The sequence below is a fragment of the Hymenobacter sp. NBH84 genome, assembly GCF_014217645.1.
GTDB lineage: Bacteria > Bacteroidota > Bacteroidia > Cytophagales > Hymenobacteraceae > Hymenobacter > Hymenobacter profundi.
The window spans coordinates 60,719-78,284 of sequence record NZ_CP043644.1; the positions used below are offsets into that span (position 1 = coordinate 60,719).

Annotated in this window: 15 protein-coding genes; 13 read left to right on the top strand and 2 right to left on the bottom strand. The window is 54.3% G+C overall.

Annotated elements, in window-relative coordinates:
* Positions 1–11 precede the first annotated feature (11 nt).
* The 6 genes from F1C16_RS00240 (at position 12) to ccsA (ending at position 5,977) form a co-directional block, all read left to right on the top strand.
* Positions 12–683: a heme exporter protein CcmB gene (locus F1C16_RS00240; protein ID WP_243900279.1), complete on the top strand. Its 672-nt coding sequence runs from the start codon at positions 12–14 to the stop codon at positions 681–683.
* 109 nt (positions 684–792) lie between these two features.
* Positions 793–1,464, top strand: a complete 672-nt coding sequence (locus F1C16_RS00245) for a cytochrome c biogenesis protein (RefSeq protein WP_185282399.1) — start codon at positions 793–795, stop codon at positions 1,462–1,464.
* Positions 1,465–1,525: 61 nt separating this feature from the next.
* Complete coding sequence (locus F1C16_RS00250; protein WP_308461643.1) at positions 1,526–1,714, top strand: CcmD family protein; 189 nt, start codon at positions 1,526–1,528, stop codon at positions 1,712–1,714.
* A 174-nt stretch (positions 1,715–1,888) separates the two neighbouring features.
* Positions 1,889–2,314, top strand: coding sequence for a cytochrome c maturation protein CcmE (locus F1C16_RS00255; protein WP_185282401.1), 426 nt, complete (start codon positions 1,889–1,891; stop codon positions 2,312–2,314).
* Between the two features lie 92 nt (positions 2,315–2,406).
* Positions 2,407–3,333, top strand: a complete 927-nt coding sequence (locus F1C16_RS00260) for a hypothetical protein (RefSeq protein WP_185282402.1) — start codon at positions 2,407–2,409, stop codon at positions 3,331–3,333.
* A gap of 46 nt (positions 3,334–3,379) precedes the next feature.
* On the top strand, positions 3,380–5,977 hold the full coding sequence (gene ccsA / locus F1C16_RS00265; protein WP_185282403.1) for a cytochrome c biogenesis protein CcsA: 2,598 nt from the start codon (positions 3,380–3,382) through the stop codon (positions 5,975–5,977).
* A 365-nt stretch (positions 5,978–6,342) separates the two neighbouring features.
* Here the strand turns inward: ccsA and F1C16_RS00270 are convergent, their stop codons facing one another.
* A complete protein-coding gene (locus F1C16_RS00270; protein ID WP_185282404.1) occupies positions 6,343–9,054 on the bottom strand; it encodes a T9SS-dependent choice-of-anchor J family protein in 2,712 nt (903 codons plus the stop codon).
* A gap of 240 nt (positions 9,055–9,294) precedes the next feature.
* Complete coding sequence (locus F1C16_RS00275) at positions 9,295–12,006, bottom strand: T9SS type A sorting domain-containing protein (RefSeq protein ID WP_185282405.1); 2,712 nt, start codon at positions 12,004–12,006, stop codon at positions 9,295–9,297.
* Positions 12,007–12,221: 215 nt separating this feature from the next.
* Here F1C16_RS00275 and F1C16_RS00280 point away from each other — a divergent pair, with 215 nt between their 5' ends.
* The 7 genes from F1C16_RS00280 (at position 12,222) to F1C16_RS00310 (ending at position 17,330) form a co-directional block, all read left to right on the top strand.
* Positions 12,222–13,007, top strand: coding sequence for a Rossmann-like and DUF2520 domain-containing protein (locus tag F1C16_RS00280; protein ID WP_185282406.1), 786 nt, complete (start codon positions 12,222–12,224; stop codon positions 13,005–13,007).
* Between the two features lie 63 nt (positions 13,008–13,070).
* Positions 13,071–13,403, top strand: coding sequence for a 2Fe-2S iron-sulfur cluster-binding protein (locus F1C16_RS00285; RefSeq protein WP_185282407.1), 333 nt, complete (start codon positions 13,071–13,073; stop codon positions 13,401–13,403).
* 97 nt (positions 13,404–13,500) lie between these two features.
* Positions 13,501–13,737, top strand: coding sequence for a Fe-S cluster assembly protein IscX (gene iscX / locus F1C16_RS00290; protein ID WP_185282408.1), 237 nt, complete (start codon positions 13,501–13,503; stop codon positions 13,735–13,737).
* Positions 13,738–13,864: 127 nt separating this feature from the next.
* The gene (locus F1C16_RS00295; protein WP_185282409.1) at positions 13,865–14,365 is read left to right on the top strand and encodes an HAD family hydrolase; all 501 of its coding nucleotides are present in this window, start codon (positions 13,865–13,867) and stop codon (positions 14,363–14,365) included.
* A gap of 134 nt (positions 14,366–14,499) precedes the next feature.
* Entirely contained in the window at positions 14,500–14,694 is a 195-nt protein-coding gene (locus F1C16_RS00300) for a cold-shock protein (protein WP_185282410.1), read from the top strand.
* Positions 14,695–15,006: 312 nt separating this feature from the next.
* A complete protein-coding gene (locus F1C16_RS00305) occupies positions 15,007–15,894 on the top strand; it encodes a geranylgeranylglycerol-phosphate geranylgeranyltransferase (RefSeq protein ID WP_185282411.1) in 888 nt (295 codons plus the stop codon).
* Positions 15,895–16,010: 116 nt separating this feature from the next.
* The gene (locus F1C16_RS00310; protein WP_185282412.1) at positions 16,011–17,330 is read left to right on the top strand and encodes a BamA/TamA family outer membrane protein; all 1,320 of its coding nucleotides are present in this window, start codon (positions 16,011–16,013) and stop codon (positions 17,328–17,330) included.
* Positions 17,331–17,566 lie beyond the last annotated feature (236 nt).

Below are 17,566 nucleotides of genomic sequence, written 5' to 3' on the forward strand. Positions count from 1 at the left end.
CCCCGCTTCCCATGCAGCTCGTTCGTGAGATTGGCTATCTGATGCAGAAAGACTTTCGTTTGGAATGGCGGCAACGTGCTACCCTCAGCGGCATGTTGCTGTACGTGGGCAGCACGGTGTTCGTGTGCTACATTAGCTTTGCCTTGCGGGGAGGGGAACTGCCCGCTCCCGCCTGGAATGCGTTGTTTTGGATTATCCTGCTGTTCACGGCCGTGAATGCCGTAGCCAAAGGATTCTTGCAGGAAAGCCGCGGCCGACAGCTCTACTATTATGCGCTGGTGCGCCCGCAGGCCGTAATTCTGGCTAAAATCGGTTACAACGTGCTGCTCCTGTTGGGGCTCGGTGGGGTAGGGTTTGCGCTCTATGCGTTGGTGCTGGGCAACCCGGTGCAGGATGTGCCGCTGTTTTTGTTGAATATGGCGCTAGGGGCCATTGGATTTGCCTCCACACTCACGCTGGTATCGGGCATTGCGGCTAAGGCCACTAACAGCCATACGCTCATGGCAATTCTGGGCTTTCCCTTAATGATTCCGATGCTGCTACTGCTCATCAAAGTTTCTAAAAATGCCCTGGATGGGCTGGAGTTCGATGCCAGCCGCAGCTCTTTGCTCACGCTGGTAGCACTAAATATGATTGTAGGAGCGGTTTCTTACCTGCTTTTTCCGTTCCTGTGGCGCTCCTGATCTGTGCTCAGCTTTTCATGCAGAATTAATGTTGCCCTTCCGGAATTTGTATACTGTTTCTCTTCGTTCACCAAAGACTGTGGCCTTCGGGTGTAGCAGCAAGTAGCTTATGAAAAACAATTGGTGGAAAGGTCTGGCCGTGGTGCTGCTGCTATACGTGGCGGTGGCGGGCCTGCTGATGCCGGTGCCCCGGCTGGCAATTCTCAACGAGAGCATTCGGAACCTCTACTTCCACGTGCCCATGTGGTTTGGCATGACGGCGGTGCTCACGGCTTCGGTCTATTACTCGGTGCGCTACCTGCGCGCTCCTACCCCCCAGCTGGATATTCTCTCGCACGAAGCCGCTAAAACCGGCATTTACATGGGTTTTGTGGGGCTGGCTACGGGTAGCATCTGGGCTAAATATACATGGGGTGCATGGTGGACCAACGACCCCAAGCTCAACGGCGCGGCCATTGCCATGCTTATTTACGGTGCCTACTTGGTGCTACGCTCGTCTTTCCAGGATGAGCAGCAACGCGCCCGTGTTTCGGCTATCTACAACATATTCGCCTTTGCGGCGGCCATGCCGCTGTTCTTCATCCTGCCGCGCCTGACGGCCTCGTTGCACCCCGGCGCGGGCGGCAACCCGGCGTTTGCCAAGTACGACCTGGACAGCAATATGCGTCTGGTATTCTATCCCGCCGTGATTGGCTGGACGCTGTTAGGATTTTGGTTGGCGCAACTGGCTAGCCGCGTGGCCTTTCTCAAACAAAAAGTATATGACAAACAGCTTGCGTAACAAGGGTCTTGGATTGATGAAGAGAGGTAGGGTGATGCGGATAGTAACTCTCTTCATAGCATTGCTACTGCCGGTACTACGTGCTGCCGCCCAAACTGCTGATCAGCCCGAAATGGCTGACGCCCTGCGCCAGAGTGGCAAAATCTACGTGGTGGTGGCCGTTATTGCCGTAGTATTGGCCGGGCTGTTGTTTTTTTTGATTTCGCTGGACCGCAAAATCAGCCATCTGGAGAAGGAAGTGCGCGACTAGGCGCGCCCTTACGAGCACTCTTCCACAATAGTTGCCGATTGCGTGCGTACTTTTGCCGCGGGCAACAGATTTAGTCTCACGCTTTTTACGGGTAGGGGACTTTTCTACCCGGCTTTCTTGTTCTGAGTTGCTGTCGCTTTTCGGCAGCGCCGCGTCTTCCGCTTTTTTGCACCCATGAAGAAATCGCACATTCTCATTTTGGCCGTTATCGCCGCCGCCATTGGTATTCTGATGACTACTTCGGCCGATGTCAGCCAATACGTTTCGTTTAAAGAGGCCCGCGAGTTGGCCGCCGAGGGCAAGAACACCAAAGTGCACGTGGTAGGCCGCCTGCCGCGCAGTGGCCAGCAGATTATGGGCCTGGAGTACAACCCTACCCTCGACCCTAATTATTTTGCTTTCACCTTGGTGGACACCAACCGCATCGCTCAGCGCGTGGTGTACTTCAACCCCAAGCCCCAGGATTTTGACAAGTCGGAGCAGGTAGTAATTACCGGCGCCATGCGCAACGACGTGTTCGTAGCCGATAAAATCCTGCTGAAGTGCCCCTCTAAATACGTGGAGAAAGACATTAAAGGCGCCACGGCGTCGGTTAATTAAAAGTTGAGAATTAAACAGTTGAAATGCGGAGTGAGCCAGAGATAATGCGCGGGATAGTGGAAGCGAAACTTCGCTTCTGGCCGCGCATAAGTATGGCTTCTTTTTACTGCTTTTTAATTGTCAACGCTCCATTTTTAACTGCCACAGCACAGGTACCCAACGATGACATTGAGCAGCGCCGCGTGCTGCGCCTGAACGAGCAAGTAACGTCTACTACAACAGGCTGCACCGTACAGTGGGCCTGCGTCGACGAGAAGCTGACGGGTAAGTGCATCGAGTACCACAACGACCAGTGGTTTGAGTTCACTCCATCGGTTTCAGGGCGTTACTACGTGAATATCAGTGGGCAAAAGTGCCGTGATACCCGCGGTGTGCAGTTGGTGGTGCTTACGGGTACTCCTTGCCAGCCTGCTACCTACCGGGTATTGTCCTGTACCTCGTTGGGCAGCCAGGACGATGTATTTGTGATGTTGGATAGCCTGCAAGCCGGGCAGCCCTACTTGCTGGATGTGGATGGCTACCTGAAAGACTTTTGCCAATTTGCTTTGGCCGTCAGTCAGCAGCCGCAAGGCCGCCCTGCCGCTGCCGAGCCCTCATTGAGCAGCGTAGTGCCCACCGATGCCAGGGTAGTACAGATGCACTGGACTCTACCCGACTCTTTGGGTAGCACCACCCGGTTTCAGGTGGTGCGCCGCGAGGCAGCGGAGTTTCGCAGCCAGCCGTTGGCAGCACTGGAGGTGGGCCGCACCACCTACGGCGGCAGCGACCAAAGCTACTCCTACACCGATACGCTCACGGCCCCTGGTCGCTACCTCTACCAAATAGTAGCCGAAGCGCCCAACAACGCGCCGCCGCTGTTGTTGCAGCAGCAGTGGGTGGCCTACGTGCAGCGAATGCCCTCCGCCGCCAAGAAGCAAGCTGCCACCCGGCAGCGAGACTCCCGAACCATGATGCAGTGGCAACGACGGCAGCATCAGGCCCGCCTGAAGCATTTGTCTACCACTGAAAGAAGAAAGTAGAGCACCTTTAGAGCACTACGCAGCAAGTCTTTTCAACAAACAGTTTATGCTAAATACGTTCATCGGTGACCTGGGACACGCAAGTGTCATTGTAGCGTTTGCGGCGGCCTGCGTAGCGGCCTATTCCTACTACATGGCGGCCAAAGACCAGCCGCTGGGCGCCACCGATTTGGGCTGGCAGCGCTTGGCTCGCGGTGCATTCTTCGTGCACGGGGCGGCTGTGCTGGCAGTTATTGCCAGCTTGTTCGCCATCATTCACGGCCACCACTACGAGTACTACTACGCCTGGAGCCACAGCAGCAACCACCTGCCGGTATACTACATGATTTCCTGTTTCTGGGAAGGCCAGGAGGGCTCGTTCCTGCTCTGGATTTTCTGGCAGGTAGTGCTGGGCTTCATCATTATCCGATATAGTAAGAAGTGGGAAGCACCGGTAATGGCCGTGTTTGCGGGCGTGCAGTTGTTCCTGGTTTCCATGATTCTGGGGGTAGTAATTGGCGACGTCAAGATTGGCTCCTCGCCGTTTATTCTGCTACGCGACTTCCTAGATATTCCGGTTTTCAAAACCGACCCCAACTTCATACCCAAAGACGGAACTGGCCTGAATGCCCTGCTCCAGAACTACTGGATGGTGATTCACCCGCCCACGCTGTTCCTGGGCTTTGCTCTCACGCTGGTGCCCTTCGCCTATGCTATGGCCGGCCTCTGGAAGCGCGAGCTGACCGCCTGGGTGCAGCCCGCCATCCGCTGGACGCTGGTAGGTGGCTTGGTGCTAGGGGTAGGGGTGATGATGGGTGCCTATTGGGCCTACGAAACCCTAAACTTTGGCGGCTATTGGAACTGGGACCCGGTAGAAAATGCCGTGTACATCCCGTGGTTGGTACTGGTGGCTTCGTTGCACGGCCTCATCCTGTGGAAGCGCGGTAAAACCGGCCTGCGCACGTCGTTTGTGCTCGTCATTGCCACGTTTGTGCTGGTGCTGTACGCTACCTTCCTCACGCGTAGTGGCGTGTTGGGCAACGCCTCGGTGCACTCCTTTACGGACCTGGGCCTATCGGGCCAGCTGCTGATTTATCTGGGTGTTTTCGCGGTGCTATCTGTGGCGCTGCTGGTAGCGCGCTGGCGCTCTATCCCGGTTTCGGAGAAAGAATTGACTACCTACAATCCCGAGCTGTGGGTGTTTGTGGGTGCTACGGTGCTATGTCTGGGCGCGTTTCAGGTGTTGGTTACTACCAGCATTCCAGTGTACAACGCCTTCCTAGGCTTCATCGGCATCAAATCCAACCTGGCCCTACCCGCCGACCAGATTGGGCACTACACCAAAATTCAGCTGTGGATGGGGATAGGCGTAGTATTCCTGTCGGGGCTGGCGCAGGTGATGTGGTGGCAGAAAAACGATAAGGAAAGCCTCACCAACTCGCTCACGGTGCCGGGCATCCTCACGCTGCTGGGCGCTGCCCTGGTAATTTTGCTGGTGCGCTACAACAAGCTGGAGATGAAGCCCGTGTATATCGTGCTGCTAACTGCGGCCCTGTTCGGCGTGCTGGCCAACCTGAGCATGGTGCTCACGCTGCTACGGCGCAAGGTGAGCCTGTCGGGCGGCGGCGTGGCCCACATTGGCGTAGCGCTGATGCTGCTGGGTATTCTGGCCTCAGCCGGCTATTCCAACATCATTTCCGGCAACGTATCGGGCTTGGTGTATTCCAAGGAATTCAACGAGGAGTTGAACCGCGATAACGTGCTGCTGTGGCGCAACGAGGGGGCGCCTATGGGGCCGTATGAGGTAAGCTACACCGGTCAGTATCTTGATGTGCCCGGCGTGCCTGGCTACGTCAACAAAGAACTACTTTTCCGTACCGACGACGAGTACAAAGCCGTTGCCCGCGGCGATGTGAAGCGCGGCGGCAAAGTGTATTACAAGGCCGGCGATACGCTCGAAATTCTGCCCGAGAACACCTACTACCGCGTCGAGTACAAAGAGAAGAAAAGCGGCAAAACCTTCGAGTTGTTCCCCCGTGCCCAGGCCAACGAGGAAATGGGCGGGCTACTGGCTTCGCCTGATATCAAGAAGTTCTGGGACCACGATATCTATTCGCACGTAAGCGCTACCCCGCCCACCACCGGCCCCGATTGGAGCGAGGTGACGGAGCACGTACTGAGCGTGGGCGACACCATCTACCTCAACGACTACTTTGCGGTATTGCGTGCCGTAGAGCCCGCGCATCAAACGGCTGGTCTAAATCTGAAGGAAGGCGACTTGGCCATTCAGGGTGACTTCATTGTGTACGGTGAGAAGCGCCAGTACCATATTCACCCCATGTTTGTGGTGCGCAACCGCATGGTAGGCCGCGTGCCCGACCAATCGGAAGACCTGGGCCTGCGCCTCACGTTCCTGAACGTAGACCCCACGGCCGGCAAATTCACCTTCGGTGTAAGCACGGCTCAGAAGGACTACATCATTCTGAAAGCGATGGAGAAGCCTTTCATCAACCTGCTCTGGAGCGGTACGCTGCTAATGGCAGTAGGCTTCGGCATGGCCTTCGTGAAGCGCCGCCGCGACACCAGCGCTGCCCTACCCGCGACCAACGACGAGGCCACCCCACTACGGGCACGGCCGGTACAGCGTCCGCGCCAAGTGGCCTAACGCACGCTTTGCCAGAACTGAAAAGCCGGTCTACCCTAATGGTAGTCCGGCTTTTTTGCGTCAGGTGGCAACACTTCCCTATATTGACCTGAAAATACACGGAAGCTATTTCCGTAATCCAAGCTGTGAAGTAGCCGCGTAGTGGCGGAAGGTTCGTAGAAAAATAGCGTTGCCCGCACAAAGCGCCGCATAGCGGTGCAAGAATGGGTAGAGTCTTTATACCACTACACAGCGCTGATCAGTAATAATCATCAACTCATCTGCAGACCCAAAAAATCGCTACGCGGCTGCTCCGCTATTTGAGGTACTCCACAATAAAAAGGGCAGCCATTTGGCTGCCCTTTTTATTGTAAGCGAAAAGCAGGTTACTTCTGTACACTAATGCGCTTCACAGCGGTTTCGCCATCAAGATCAAGCTTTAGTGTATAAATGCCCGCTGCCAACGTAGCCATATCTAACTCATCAGGTTGCTTAGTGGAGAGCGTGCGGGTCAGGACTGACTGGCCCAAAGAATTGATAACAGTAGCCTGTGCCTGGTGCGCCTTGCTGCTGCGCAAGTCTATGTGCAACAGGCCACTGGTAGGGTTAGGGTAGGCTGCCACGGCCTGCGACAGTGCTTGGTTGACTGCCAACGGGCCAGCCGTCAGCGTCACGTCATCAATCGACAGGCGGAAGGAGTTAGCGGCGCTGGTTACGTGCATGCCCACGTAGTACGTGCCGTCAGTCGTTACCCGGATGGGCTGGGCTGTGCCCTGCGTGAAGGTAGTGGCCGTGAGATTGTTACCAGTGAAAATGGTAGTCGTCATGCCAGCCACGGTAGGTGCAGTACCTACTTTAATTTCCAGACGCTCGGGCGTGGCCGTATTACCCACGCGGTAGTAGAACGATAGCAGGTATTGCTGCGCGGCCTGGAGCGTGAGAGCCGGCGTAAACACCCAGTCGTCGGCAGCGGTGGTCATACTTTGGTTGTTGAAGTTGTACGTCAGCGCGTTGGCTCCACTGCGGGCGGCGGCGGTGCTAGTGGTCCAGGTGAAGCCATCGGTGTTAGCGTCGAGTACCGTGAAGCCGCAGGGTAGGGCTGGGGCTGTTACACCATCAAAGTTCTCATTGTACGGGAACGTGGCCAGCGGCGCGGGAGGCGTGCACAGCGTAGTAAAGGTCACCGGCGCCGAAAATAGGCTGGCGCTAGTGTTACTGCACGTGCTGCGCACATACGCCTGGTACGTGGTAGCCGGCGTCAGGCCTGTAAGGGCAATTGGCGAAGCCGTACCCGTTACGGTCGTGCCTGCCGTAGCCGGATCGAATCCCGCAGGACCGTATACAAGGCTATAACCAGCCGGCGCGGTGCCAGCCGGCGCCGTAAAGCTCAGCGTAGCACCGGTGGAGGTGGTAGCCGAAACGAGTAGGTTGGTAGGTGGTAGGCAGGTTACGGGAGCCGTTACAGCCTCAATCATGAGCTTGCCCGCATTGCTGGTCGATAAATCCGCTGGGGCAGTGCCGGCACCTATTGCTAGGCTATAAGTGCTTAAGCGACGAGTAGGGTTTTCTGCTTGAGTGCCAACCGGGAAGTAGGAGGTAGCGTTTGGCGTTAAAGCAAGTCCTACAAAAAAGTCGGTGCCATAGACAATAGCGGGCGTACTGAGCGTGTAAGTGTTGTACCGGCCCATATCAGCCGTTTGCAATTGGTAGTCGGGAGAGCGGGCAATGATAGCGCCCTGGGCATTTACTACTACTGCGTATACCGTGCGGCCCACAGAGGCTGCATTGTTGGTGTATACATTCACGCTTTGCACACTACGCGTATCAGTAGCCTGAAAGCGAGATAGATACGCCACAGCAGCAGTGCCGCCGTAGCTGTTTGTATTCAGTATGCCAGGGGTAGCGTGGGAGTAGGTGTCTGCCGTAACTTGCTGGGCTACGGTAGTGGTGTTATTTGCTGTGGTCACGTCGCCCGCAGCGGTAGCAGTCACAGTTACGGTATTGTCGCCGGTGGCAGTAGGTGTGAAGCTGTCGAATGCAATGGTAGCGGTGGCGCCGGGTGCAATAGAGGCAACTGTTTTGCTGCTCGTGAAAGAGTTAGCGCCTGCTACCGTTAGTGTCACCGGTATATTGGTGAGGGTAGTATAGCCCTCATTGCGGACGGCGCCCTGGATGGTCTGCGGCCCCACACCCGAAATAGGTAGCTTGCCCAGCGTGTAGATGGCTGCTACGCTGGCATCGGTGGCGGCGGCGGGCCGAAAGCGGTACGTACGGCCAGCATCGGGCAATGTGGTTTTAGCAAAGACGAACGGAATACCGCCGTAGTCACCCTGCGCAAAGGTGGGTCCTGACCAAGCGACATTTGTATTTTTCGCTACGCTGAGAATTTGCTCAAATCCGTTGCCCGAGCCTTTCAAACCTACTACTGCCACCTTAGGTGCGGCAGCACCAGCACCAGCCGTCGGCGTATTGTACACGAAGTCAATAACGTTGTTGATTTCGTACAGCTTCACCTGAAACGAAAATCCAGTGTATTGCTCCGCAACGGTGGTCGTAGCGCCTGTTCCTGTGGTTGTAGTTTGGCGAGGCTTGTCCTGCACGTTTTTCCACTGAATGGTACACACGCGGTTTGGCGCGGTGCCGGTGGTGGCTACCCGATACTCAGCTGCATCAGGACCCAGCAAATCAGCGGCGAAAGGCACCAGCAAATTTACATCGGCAGCATTCGTGCTTTTAAAAGGACCGCCTTGGGCGAAGGTCTGCGCCGCTTCGTAATACAGTGCGGGAGAGGGCGCCGTGCCACCCAGTTTCAGGTAGCCATTCGTATTCAGGATAAACTGCGTGAAATCCTGGTTGTTATAGCGAAACGTGAAGCCTATTTCCTGTGCTGCTGAGTTGGAATCGTCTTTATCAGGGGTAGAAATTACTGTTCCGGTATCAGCTAGATCAGTGTAGGCAGTTACGCCAGTTTGCGTACCGTATGTTCGATAATTGAGGTTTTGTGCGTGCAGGCCGGTGGTGCCTAGCGCTAGCAGTGCCGCTAGTGCCCAGTGCCGCCCGCGTAATCTAACTTTATCGTCAGGGTAGGATTGCGCCATAGAAACAGAATGAGAGGTGAAAGGAGGTGGTATCGGCAAAGAAAAATTGCTTTGTCAAGATGCTGAATTTCTTTGACAAGGCTACTACGGCTATGCGTAAAGTTCTACAGCGAAGCGCCGTTTTTTGAGGACGAGTAGAACGTTCTGGTTTCTGTTTGTAACACGGACACTGACCTCATATAAGCAGAAGGGCAGTCTAGCTAGACTGCCCTTCTGGTAAAAATTGGAAACAAGTCAACCTTATTTTTGCAAGCTCACGCGCTTCACAACCACATCATTGTCCAGCTGTAGCTGCACCGTGTAGAGGCCGTTGCTGAGCGCAGAAAGGTCGAGTTGCTGCTCGGCCGCCGTATTGAGCGGATGCGTCAGCACTACCTGACCTAAGGTATTAAACACCGTAGCACGCCGCTGGCGGGCACTGCTGGCACTCAGGTTCAGGCGCAGTATGCCTGTAGTAGGGTTGGGGTAGGCTTCAATAGCCCGCGAAAGGGCTTGGTTCACGGGTAGGGCGGTGGTGGTGATGGATATATCATCTATCACCAAAACATACGCGTCAGGGTTACTAATGGCATGAAAACCAATATAGTATTGCCCCGTGGTGGCAGGCTGAATGGCCTGCGCCGACACTGTAGCAAACGCTGTGGAGTTGAGGTTGGTATTGTTGTAAACAGAAGTGCCTGCCGTCATAGCGGCTACCGTAGGTGCGGTGCCATAGCGTATTTCTAATCCTTCAGGTATTACTGTTCCATCATCATCATAAGAACCCACCCGATACTTAAAGCTCATATTATATTGCTGGCCCGCTGTTAAAGGTAGGGCTGTGGTAAAAAACCAGTCATTAGCACCTACTGTAGTATCATCCTCATTGTATATATAGGCAATGGCATTAGGCGAACTACTGATAAGGTCTGTGATATTTGTTAGTCTCCAACTATAGCCATCATTGTTGGCATCAAGAATGGTATAGCCGCAGGGAAGGGTGTTAGCCGCATCAAAATTCTGGGTGTATGGGAAAGTAACGGCCGTTGGTTGACAAGCGGTAGTCAATTTCAATGGACCGTAGCGGGCGCTGGTGCCGGCCGTGCCGCCGCAGCTTTTGCTTACATACACATCGTAAGTAGTAGCTGCTGCCAAACCTGTGAGCGTAATGGGTGAGGTAGCACTAGCAGCTGTAGTGCCTGAACCTGGCGTGAAACCTACGGGACCGTATTCAGCTACGTATGGGCCAGTGCCGGCCGAAGGCGTAAAGGTGACGTTGGCAGAAGTGGTCGTAACAGCTGTGAATTGGAAGTTAACAGGTGTTTGACAAGGTGGTACCGCTCCAAAACCTACACTAATGGCTGGCCGCAGATAATAAAATTTATCGAAGTCTTCAAAAACTTCCCAAGTGCTCAAATTGCTTCCTGGTGCCGTAAAATAAAAAGTGTTTGGGCGGAGAGGGTCTTCTATTTGTGCTCCTAATGAAAAGTCATCGCTGTCCTGATCAAAACGCATACCTACATAGAATGAGGAGTTCACCACTACATTAGGGATGGTAACCGTGACGCGCCTGTTACCGGCCGGAACAGCCTGGGAGGGTGATACGTATAGTTCGTTGCCGGGGCCCCCGTTGGGGCCTAATGCATCATAGAGTACTACGCGGTAGGTAGAACTGCTAGGACCGTTGCTTATTAGCGCCAACGTTGCGCTATTTACTGTAGTAGATTGAGTAATAGTGTATTTAGCTGCAAAAGCCCCGTTTGTTCCTAGAAGCGGCAGGTAATCATCAATGAATTGATTAGGTGTCTCATACGCTAATTGGTTCGACGTAACGGTTTGAGTAGTGGTTTGTTGATTATTGCTATTTAGCGCATCATTGCCCACGCTTACTGTTAGGGTATTAGCACCCTGGGTAGTGGCAGGGTAGGGATCAAATGTTACCAGCGTTAGACGATTGGCAGGTAGCGAAGCAATCGTTTTAGTGCTGGTGAAAGTTGAGGCACCTGCTACTGTTAGTGTTACCGGCACGTTAGTAAGAGTGGTGGTTCCTGCGTTATAAATGATTGTCTGAGCCGTGTGGGGAGCAGCCTCGGGCGAGAGTTGACCATAGGTAAAGACGGATACGGTCGCAGCGTCGTTAGCCTTACGCGTGTTGAAGCGGTAAGTACGGCCAGCATCAGGTACCACCGTGTTTAAAATATCGAAAAAGACAGGCCCAGTGAAGAACCTAGCCTGTGCCCAGGGCTGTTCAGCTTCTTTTGTGAGGGTGATTATCTCTGCATTAGCCGTAGGAGTTGCGTTAGATCCTTTGATGCCAACTGCAACCGTTTTGTAAGATACAGCAGTAGGTCCGCTGGTAGCTGGTCCGTACACAAACTCGATAGTATTGCTAGTTTCGTAAAGCTTCACCTGAAAAGAGAAGTTGGTGTACTGACTAGCTTTCGTCCCGCGGGCTTTGTCGCTCACGTTTTTCCACTGAATGGTGCATACCCGGTTGGGAGCGGCACCCGTAGTGGCTGTCCGGTATTCAGTGGGACTCGTGCCAGCAGTGAGGTCTTCATTAAAAGGCAGCAGCAGGTTCACGTCAGCTGCGTTAGTGCTATTTAGTGGTCCGCCCGTAATCTTATCTGGGTCGCTGAAAAAGTAAGCCGTTGACGGTGCAGCACTACCCAAACGCATGTAGCCATTGGTATTCAACACAAACTGTGTGAAATCTTGACTATTATATCGAAAACTAAATCCGATGTTCTGGGCAGCTGAGTTGGCGTCGTCGGTATTAGCCGTGGCAATCACTGTGCCCGTGCTGCCGAGGTCAGTGTAAGTACCAGCTACATTTTCTCCAGTATACTGGTTGTAATTCAATTGCGCCTGAGCCGGCAGCTGCAAGCCAAGCGCCAGCGCGCACAGCCCCAGCAAGCGCCCCAATCGACGCCGCGCAGGGCGCTCCGTCGGGGTAGTGTATAGATGTTGCATGTAGAAAGTGTTTCGGTAAAAAGCGTTTAAGTTGAGAGCGGAGCAGGAAAGTAAAGCGGATGAAGTTGCTGCTGTAAATAAAGCAGTAAACACTACGTGCTTTCCATAGTTAAGATAGCATCTTCGGCGAAAAAATACGGGGTCGCGTCGTCTTGCCACTAGATGCTGTTTTCAATAAGCAGCAGCAACTTACCGCTTCAAACTGCCTTTTCACTATGCGTATTTGTTTAGTAGGCGCCGGCCGGGTAGCCACCCACCTAGGGCCGGCGCTGCTGCGGGCGGGCCATACCATCACACATGTGTGGAGTCGCACGGCAGCCAGTGCCGCCGTGCTGGCCACGCAGCTGCCCGGCGCCCGCGCCACCACCAACCCAGATTTGCGCCAGCTAGAAGCAGAAATAGTGCTGCTGGCCGTGCCCGATGCCGCCGTGGAGCCGCTGTTGGCACAGCTGCAACTGCCCGCCAATGTACTAGCCGCGCATACGGCAGGCGCATTACCACTAGCTGTATTCGCGCCCTACCCCCACCTGCGCGGGGGTGTTTTCTACCCGTTGCAAACGTTCAGCCCCGGCCGCATGGTAGACTGGACCACGCTCCCGCTCTGCCTGGAAGCGGCCGATGCGGCCAGCCAAGCTACCCTGCTGACGCTGGCGCACAGCTTGAGCCAGGACGTGCGTCTGCTCAACTCAGGGCAGCGCCTTTTGTTACACACCGCGGCCGTGTTTGCCGGCAACTTCACCAACCACGTGCTCGGCATTAGCCACGCGCTGTTGCAGGAAGCCGGGCTGCCGTTTGAACTCATCGTACCCTTGGTGCGCGAAACCGTAGAAAAGGCCTTGGCCTACCCTCCGTTCACGGTGCAAACCGGCCCCGCCGCCCGGCACGATGCGCCTACCCTGGCCCGGCACCAGGCCGCGCTACAGACTCATCCTATGTGGCAGGAGGTGTACGCTACTGTCTCACGCAGTATTCAGCAGGCAGCGGAGCCGTCGGCCGGCTAGTTTTGATTCGGGGGGAGGCATCCGTACCTTTGCCCCTCTTTGCTAATTACGTAGCTACTTCCCGTGAAAGTCGTCAATATACATTTCAAGTTTCAGGACGGGCAGCCCGACCAGACCCATGTAGCCGCTGAGGGCGAGTCGGTACTGGACGTGGCGCTCAACAACGGCGTGCAGTTGCAGCACAACTGCGGCGGCGTGTGTGGGTGCAGCACGTGCCATGTGTACGTGCAGCGCGGCGAAGACTCTCTGCCCGAAATTTCGGACAAGGAAGAGGATTTCATCGACCGCGCCATCAACCCCCGTATCAACTCGCGCCTGGCCTGCCAGTGCGTGGTGCAAGCTGACACCGACGAGCTGCAAATCCTGGTTCCGCCCCAGAACTTCCTGGGACACTGATTGGAAGTATTAGGTGTTGAGGGTACTGAGTTGGCGTAGCCAGCACTCAGTGCGCTCAACACCTAATACTCAACCCTTACCACTCAACACTTCACCTATGAATCACTTCGAGCCACCCATCAAGTGGAGCGACCACGAAGACGTGGCCATGGCCCTCTACGAGAAATTTGGCGACGATTTCACAGAGGCTAAAATCTACCGTATCCGCTTCACCGAGCTCATCGACTGGGTACTATCCCTACCCAACTTCGAGGGCACCCGGGAGCAGGCCAACGAAGGCCACCTGGAGCAAATTCAGGCCAAGTGGGTCTACGAGTGGCGTGATAATCAATAGTGAAGTTGTGAAGTTGTGAAGGGTGAAGCAGCTATTCTGCTGATGCTAGTGGCGAAGCCTACGCAAGTGGTGCGGCCAGAATGGTAAACTTTCCCTTCACAACTTCACAACCTCACAATTTCACCTTATGGAAGCAACGAATACGCCCGATCTGACCGCCATTCGAATGTTTGTGCTGGATGTGGATGGGGTGATGACTGATGGAACCATGCTGGCCCTGAACTCGGGTGAGCAGGCCCGCGCCTTTCACATTCACGATGGGTATGCTATCCGGCATGCGCTGCGCAAGGGCTACCGCGTGGTGGTTATTTCGGGACGCGAAGAAGAAGGCGTACGGCGGCGGCTGGAGTCGCTGGATGTGTACGACATCTACCTAGGGGTAGATGACAAGATGAAGATCTTCAACTCCTACATCAACGTGCACCGCATCGACCCCGCGCACATTGCCTACATGGGCGACGACGTGCCCGACATGGAAACCATGCGCCGCTGTGCCGTAGCCGCCTGCCCCGCCGACGCTACCCCCGACGTACTTGCCATCAGCAACTACGTGGCCCAACGAGCCGGTGGGCGTGGGGCCGTGCGGGAGCTACTAGAGGCAACCATGAAAAGCCAGGGTACCTGGTAAGCGCGAAAGAGGTGATTGTGAGGCTTTATCGTAAAAGTGCTATCTTTTTATAAAGCCAGCGGTAGAGGGGTTGCGTTTTTGCGAAATCCCTCTAACTTTACCCGCTCATCCATTCACCCCATTTGCTTTTTTTCATGAAAACAGGAACCGTAAAATTCTTTAATGAGTCGAAGGGCTACGGCTTCATTACGGAAGACGGCACGAAGGAAGATTTCTTCGTCCACATTACCGGCCTTAACGGGGGCCAGATTCAGCAAAACGACCGCGTGGAATTTGATACCCAGGAAGGCCGTAAGGGCGTTAACGCCGTGAACGTAAAGAAAGTGTAGGGTCACCCGATCCACTGGCCTCTTACTATTAGTATAGAAAGCCTCTCCTTAGTTGGAGAGGCTTTCTTTTTAGATGCTTAAGGGTAGGGAGGGGTGATAAAGAAACGAGTGGGTAAATAGGGAATATAGTACGTTGTGAAGTTCGTGTGTTGCATGCACACAAGCTGGAGAAACAGGCGGATAACGCCATGCGGGTGATAGGACGAACGATGGCTCTTACTTGACAGATTAATAATCTGATTATCAATAGATTGACTGTATAATAGGTGTTGTGTTGCAATGACGTACAGCGTATCTTCTATAAAACCAGCTATGCCTACCGGAAAATTATCGTGGGTTGAAAGGAGTCAGCAACTGGCCCGCCTGATACGGCTGCCCAACCTGCTGCTGATGGGGCTGTGCCTGCTGCTGGTGCGGGCAACGTTACTGTCTGCTGCTTCCTGGCGAGTAGTGCTAGCCTCACCATTTTTGCTGTTGATGCTGGCCACGCTGTGCGTAGCGGCTGCCGGCTACATCATCAACGACTATTACGATGTGAAGATTGATGCCGTGAACCGGCCCGGCCGGCTTGTTATTGGCCGCCTCATCAACCGGCGCCATGCCATGATGGCCCATCTCATTCTATCGGGTATTGGCATTGTGGTGGCTGGTGTGCTTTCGCCGCTGCTGGGGTTGGTGCATGTGGGGTCGGCACTGCTGCTGTGGGGCTACTCGGTGCGCTTCAAACGCGTGGCGCTGGCCGGTAATGCTAGCATTGCTACCCTCACGGCTGCGCTAGTGCTCCTACCCGAATTGCAGGCCCGCACGGGGCAGGCCGGGCCGTGGGGCTATGCATTAGCAGCCTTCTTACTCACGATGGTGCGCGAAATTGTGAAAGACGTGGAAGACATGCGCGGCGACGCGCAGCACGATTGTCGTACGCTTCCTATCCTATGGGGCGTGAGCCGGGCGAAATGGGTAGCTGGTGCCTTCCTGGTTTGCCTGTTGCTCTTAACAAGCGGCGCTATATCCGAATCATTACAGACTGGCTACCTATGGCTAGGCGCTTGGCTGATAGCGCTTTGCCTGCTCCCTATGCTAGCGCTGGGCTATCAATTGCGGCGCGCCGACCGTCGGCGGCATTTTGCGCAGCTCAGCGCTTGGTGCAAATGGATTATGCTGGCCGGCGTACTGTCCATTCCTTTATCTGCCATTGCCTAAAACCGTAGCAGGCACTGTTGCGTTAGTGCAGAAATCCTAGTCAGATGCGTTGCATGGCACCACCTCTTCGGGTTGCCTGACTTCCTGGCTTCCACCTTTTTCTGTCTGGCATTTTTATGCGCTTTTTCTACCTGCCGCTAGTCTTATCCGGACTGGCTTTGTCTGCGGCCGCTCAATCTACGGCGTCCTACTCGGTGGTGGCTCCACCTCCTGCTTCCCCTACCTTGTTGGTATCAGCGGCGGAGCCTACGGAAGCGCCGGCACCTACGCTGGGCCTGCTGGCCGACCGCCAGCCTGCTACGTCTTTGCTGACGCCGCGCCGTGTTTCCGCCCGTAAGCTAGATTTCAGCCCCAGCGATAAGCCGAGTTTTATTCCGGTGCCTGTTGCTTTCTACCAGCAAGAAACCGGGTTTGCCGTGGGCGCAGCTATTTTGCCTGTATGGCGGTTTGGTACTGATACTACCGTGCGCAAGTCTAATGCTCGTTTGCTGGCGTGGTTTAGTCAGAAGAAACAGACCACTATTCAGCTGACGCACACCATCTTCACGCCCGGTGAGAAATTCTATTTCTCGGGCGAGTTGAGCTACTATGATCTGCAATTCGATTATTTCGGTGTAGGCAACAACACGCGCAAAAGTGATAAGGTCCAAATCCAGTACCCGCTATTCGTATTCGATGAGAAGGCCTTGGTTCGGGCGGCTCCAAACCTGTTTGTGGGTGTGCGTTACCGCTTAACCAACTTGGGTGATGTGAAGTTACAGAATTCTGATCGGTACAATTCGACTACTAATCAGCCTGTTGTATATAATGAGTTGGCCAACTTTCGTGGCTTGGGAGAGCAGCGCAAAGGCACAATCAGTTCTGGGGTAGGGCCGTCACTACTCTACGATGGCCGCGACAATGTGCTGGCTACGTACCGCGGTAACTTTGTGGACGCGCATATCCTGTTTAACGGTGGAGCACTGGGTAGCGACTACCGGTTCACCCGTTACCAAATTGATGCTCGTCACTTTAACCCCTTGTTTGGCTCCAATAATACTATTCTAGCCCTGCAATTCATGGGACAGTATCATTCCGGTGATGTTCCTTTCCGGGAGTTAGGAGGTATGGGGGGCACTTTGGGTGGTGCTATTTATAACAATGCCTACCTAATGCGAGGTATTTACGAAGCCCGCTTCCGCGACCGTCAATTTACTACTGTGCAGGCCGAAATCCGGCAGAAGCTCATCTGGCGCTTTGATATAGCGGCATTCATTGCAGCAGGCCAAGTAGGGTATGACCTGAACGATTACACCTTCGATGGCACGAAGCTAGCTGGTGGGGTAGGAGCCCGTTTCCGCTTCAATCGCCGCGACCGGCTTAATATCCGTTTAGACTATGGAGTAGGTTCGGGTGGCAACTCCGGTATCATCTTCGCAGTAGGGGAAGCATTTTAGCGGATTTGAAAATTCGCATATAGTTAAAACCGTGCTATCTGCTGAGTGCAGATAGCACGGTTTTTTGTGTTCATTAAATACGAATAATTTCGTATTTAATGAACACATATGCAATAAATTAATTGTGCGCTATGGATCTGAGCAAAAGTGAGAAACCCGACTAATTATAGTTTAAAGGGGCTTTTTGTGAATTATGGAAAGAATTCAAATTGTATAGATTGATGATTGTATTCATG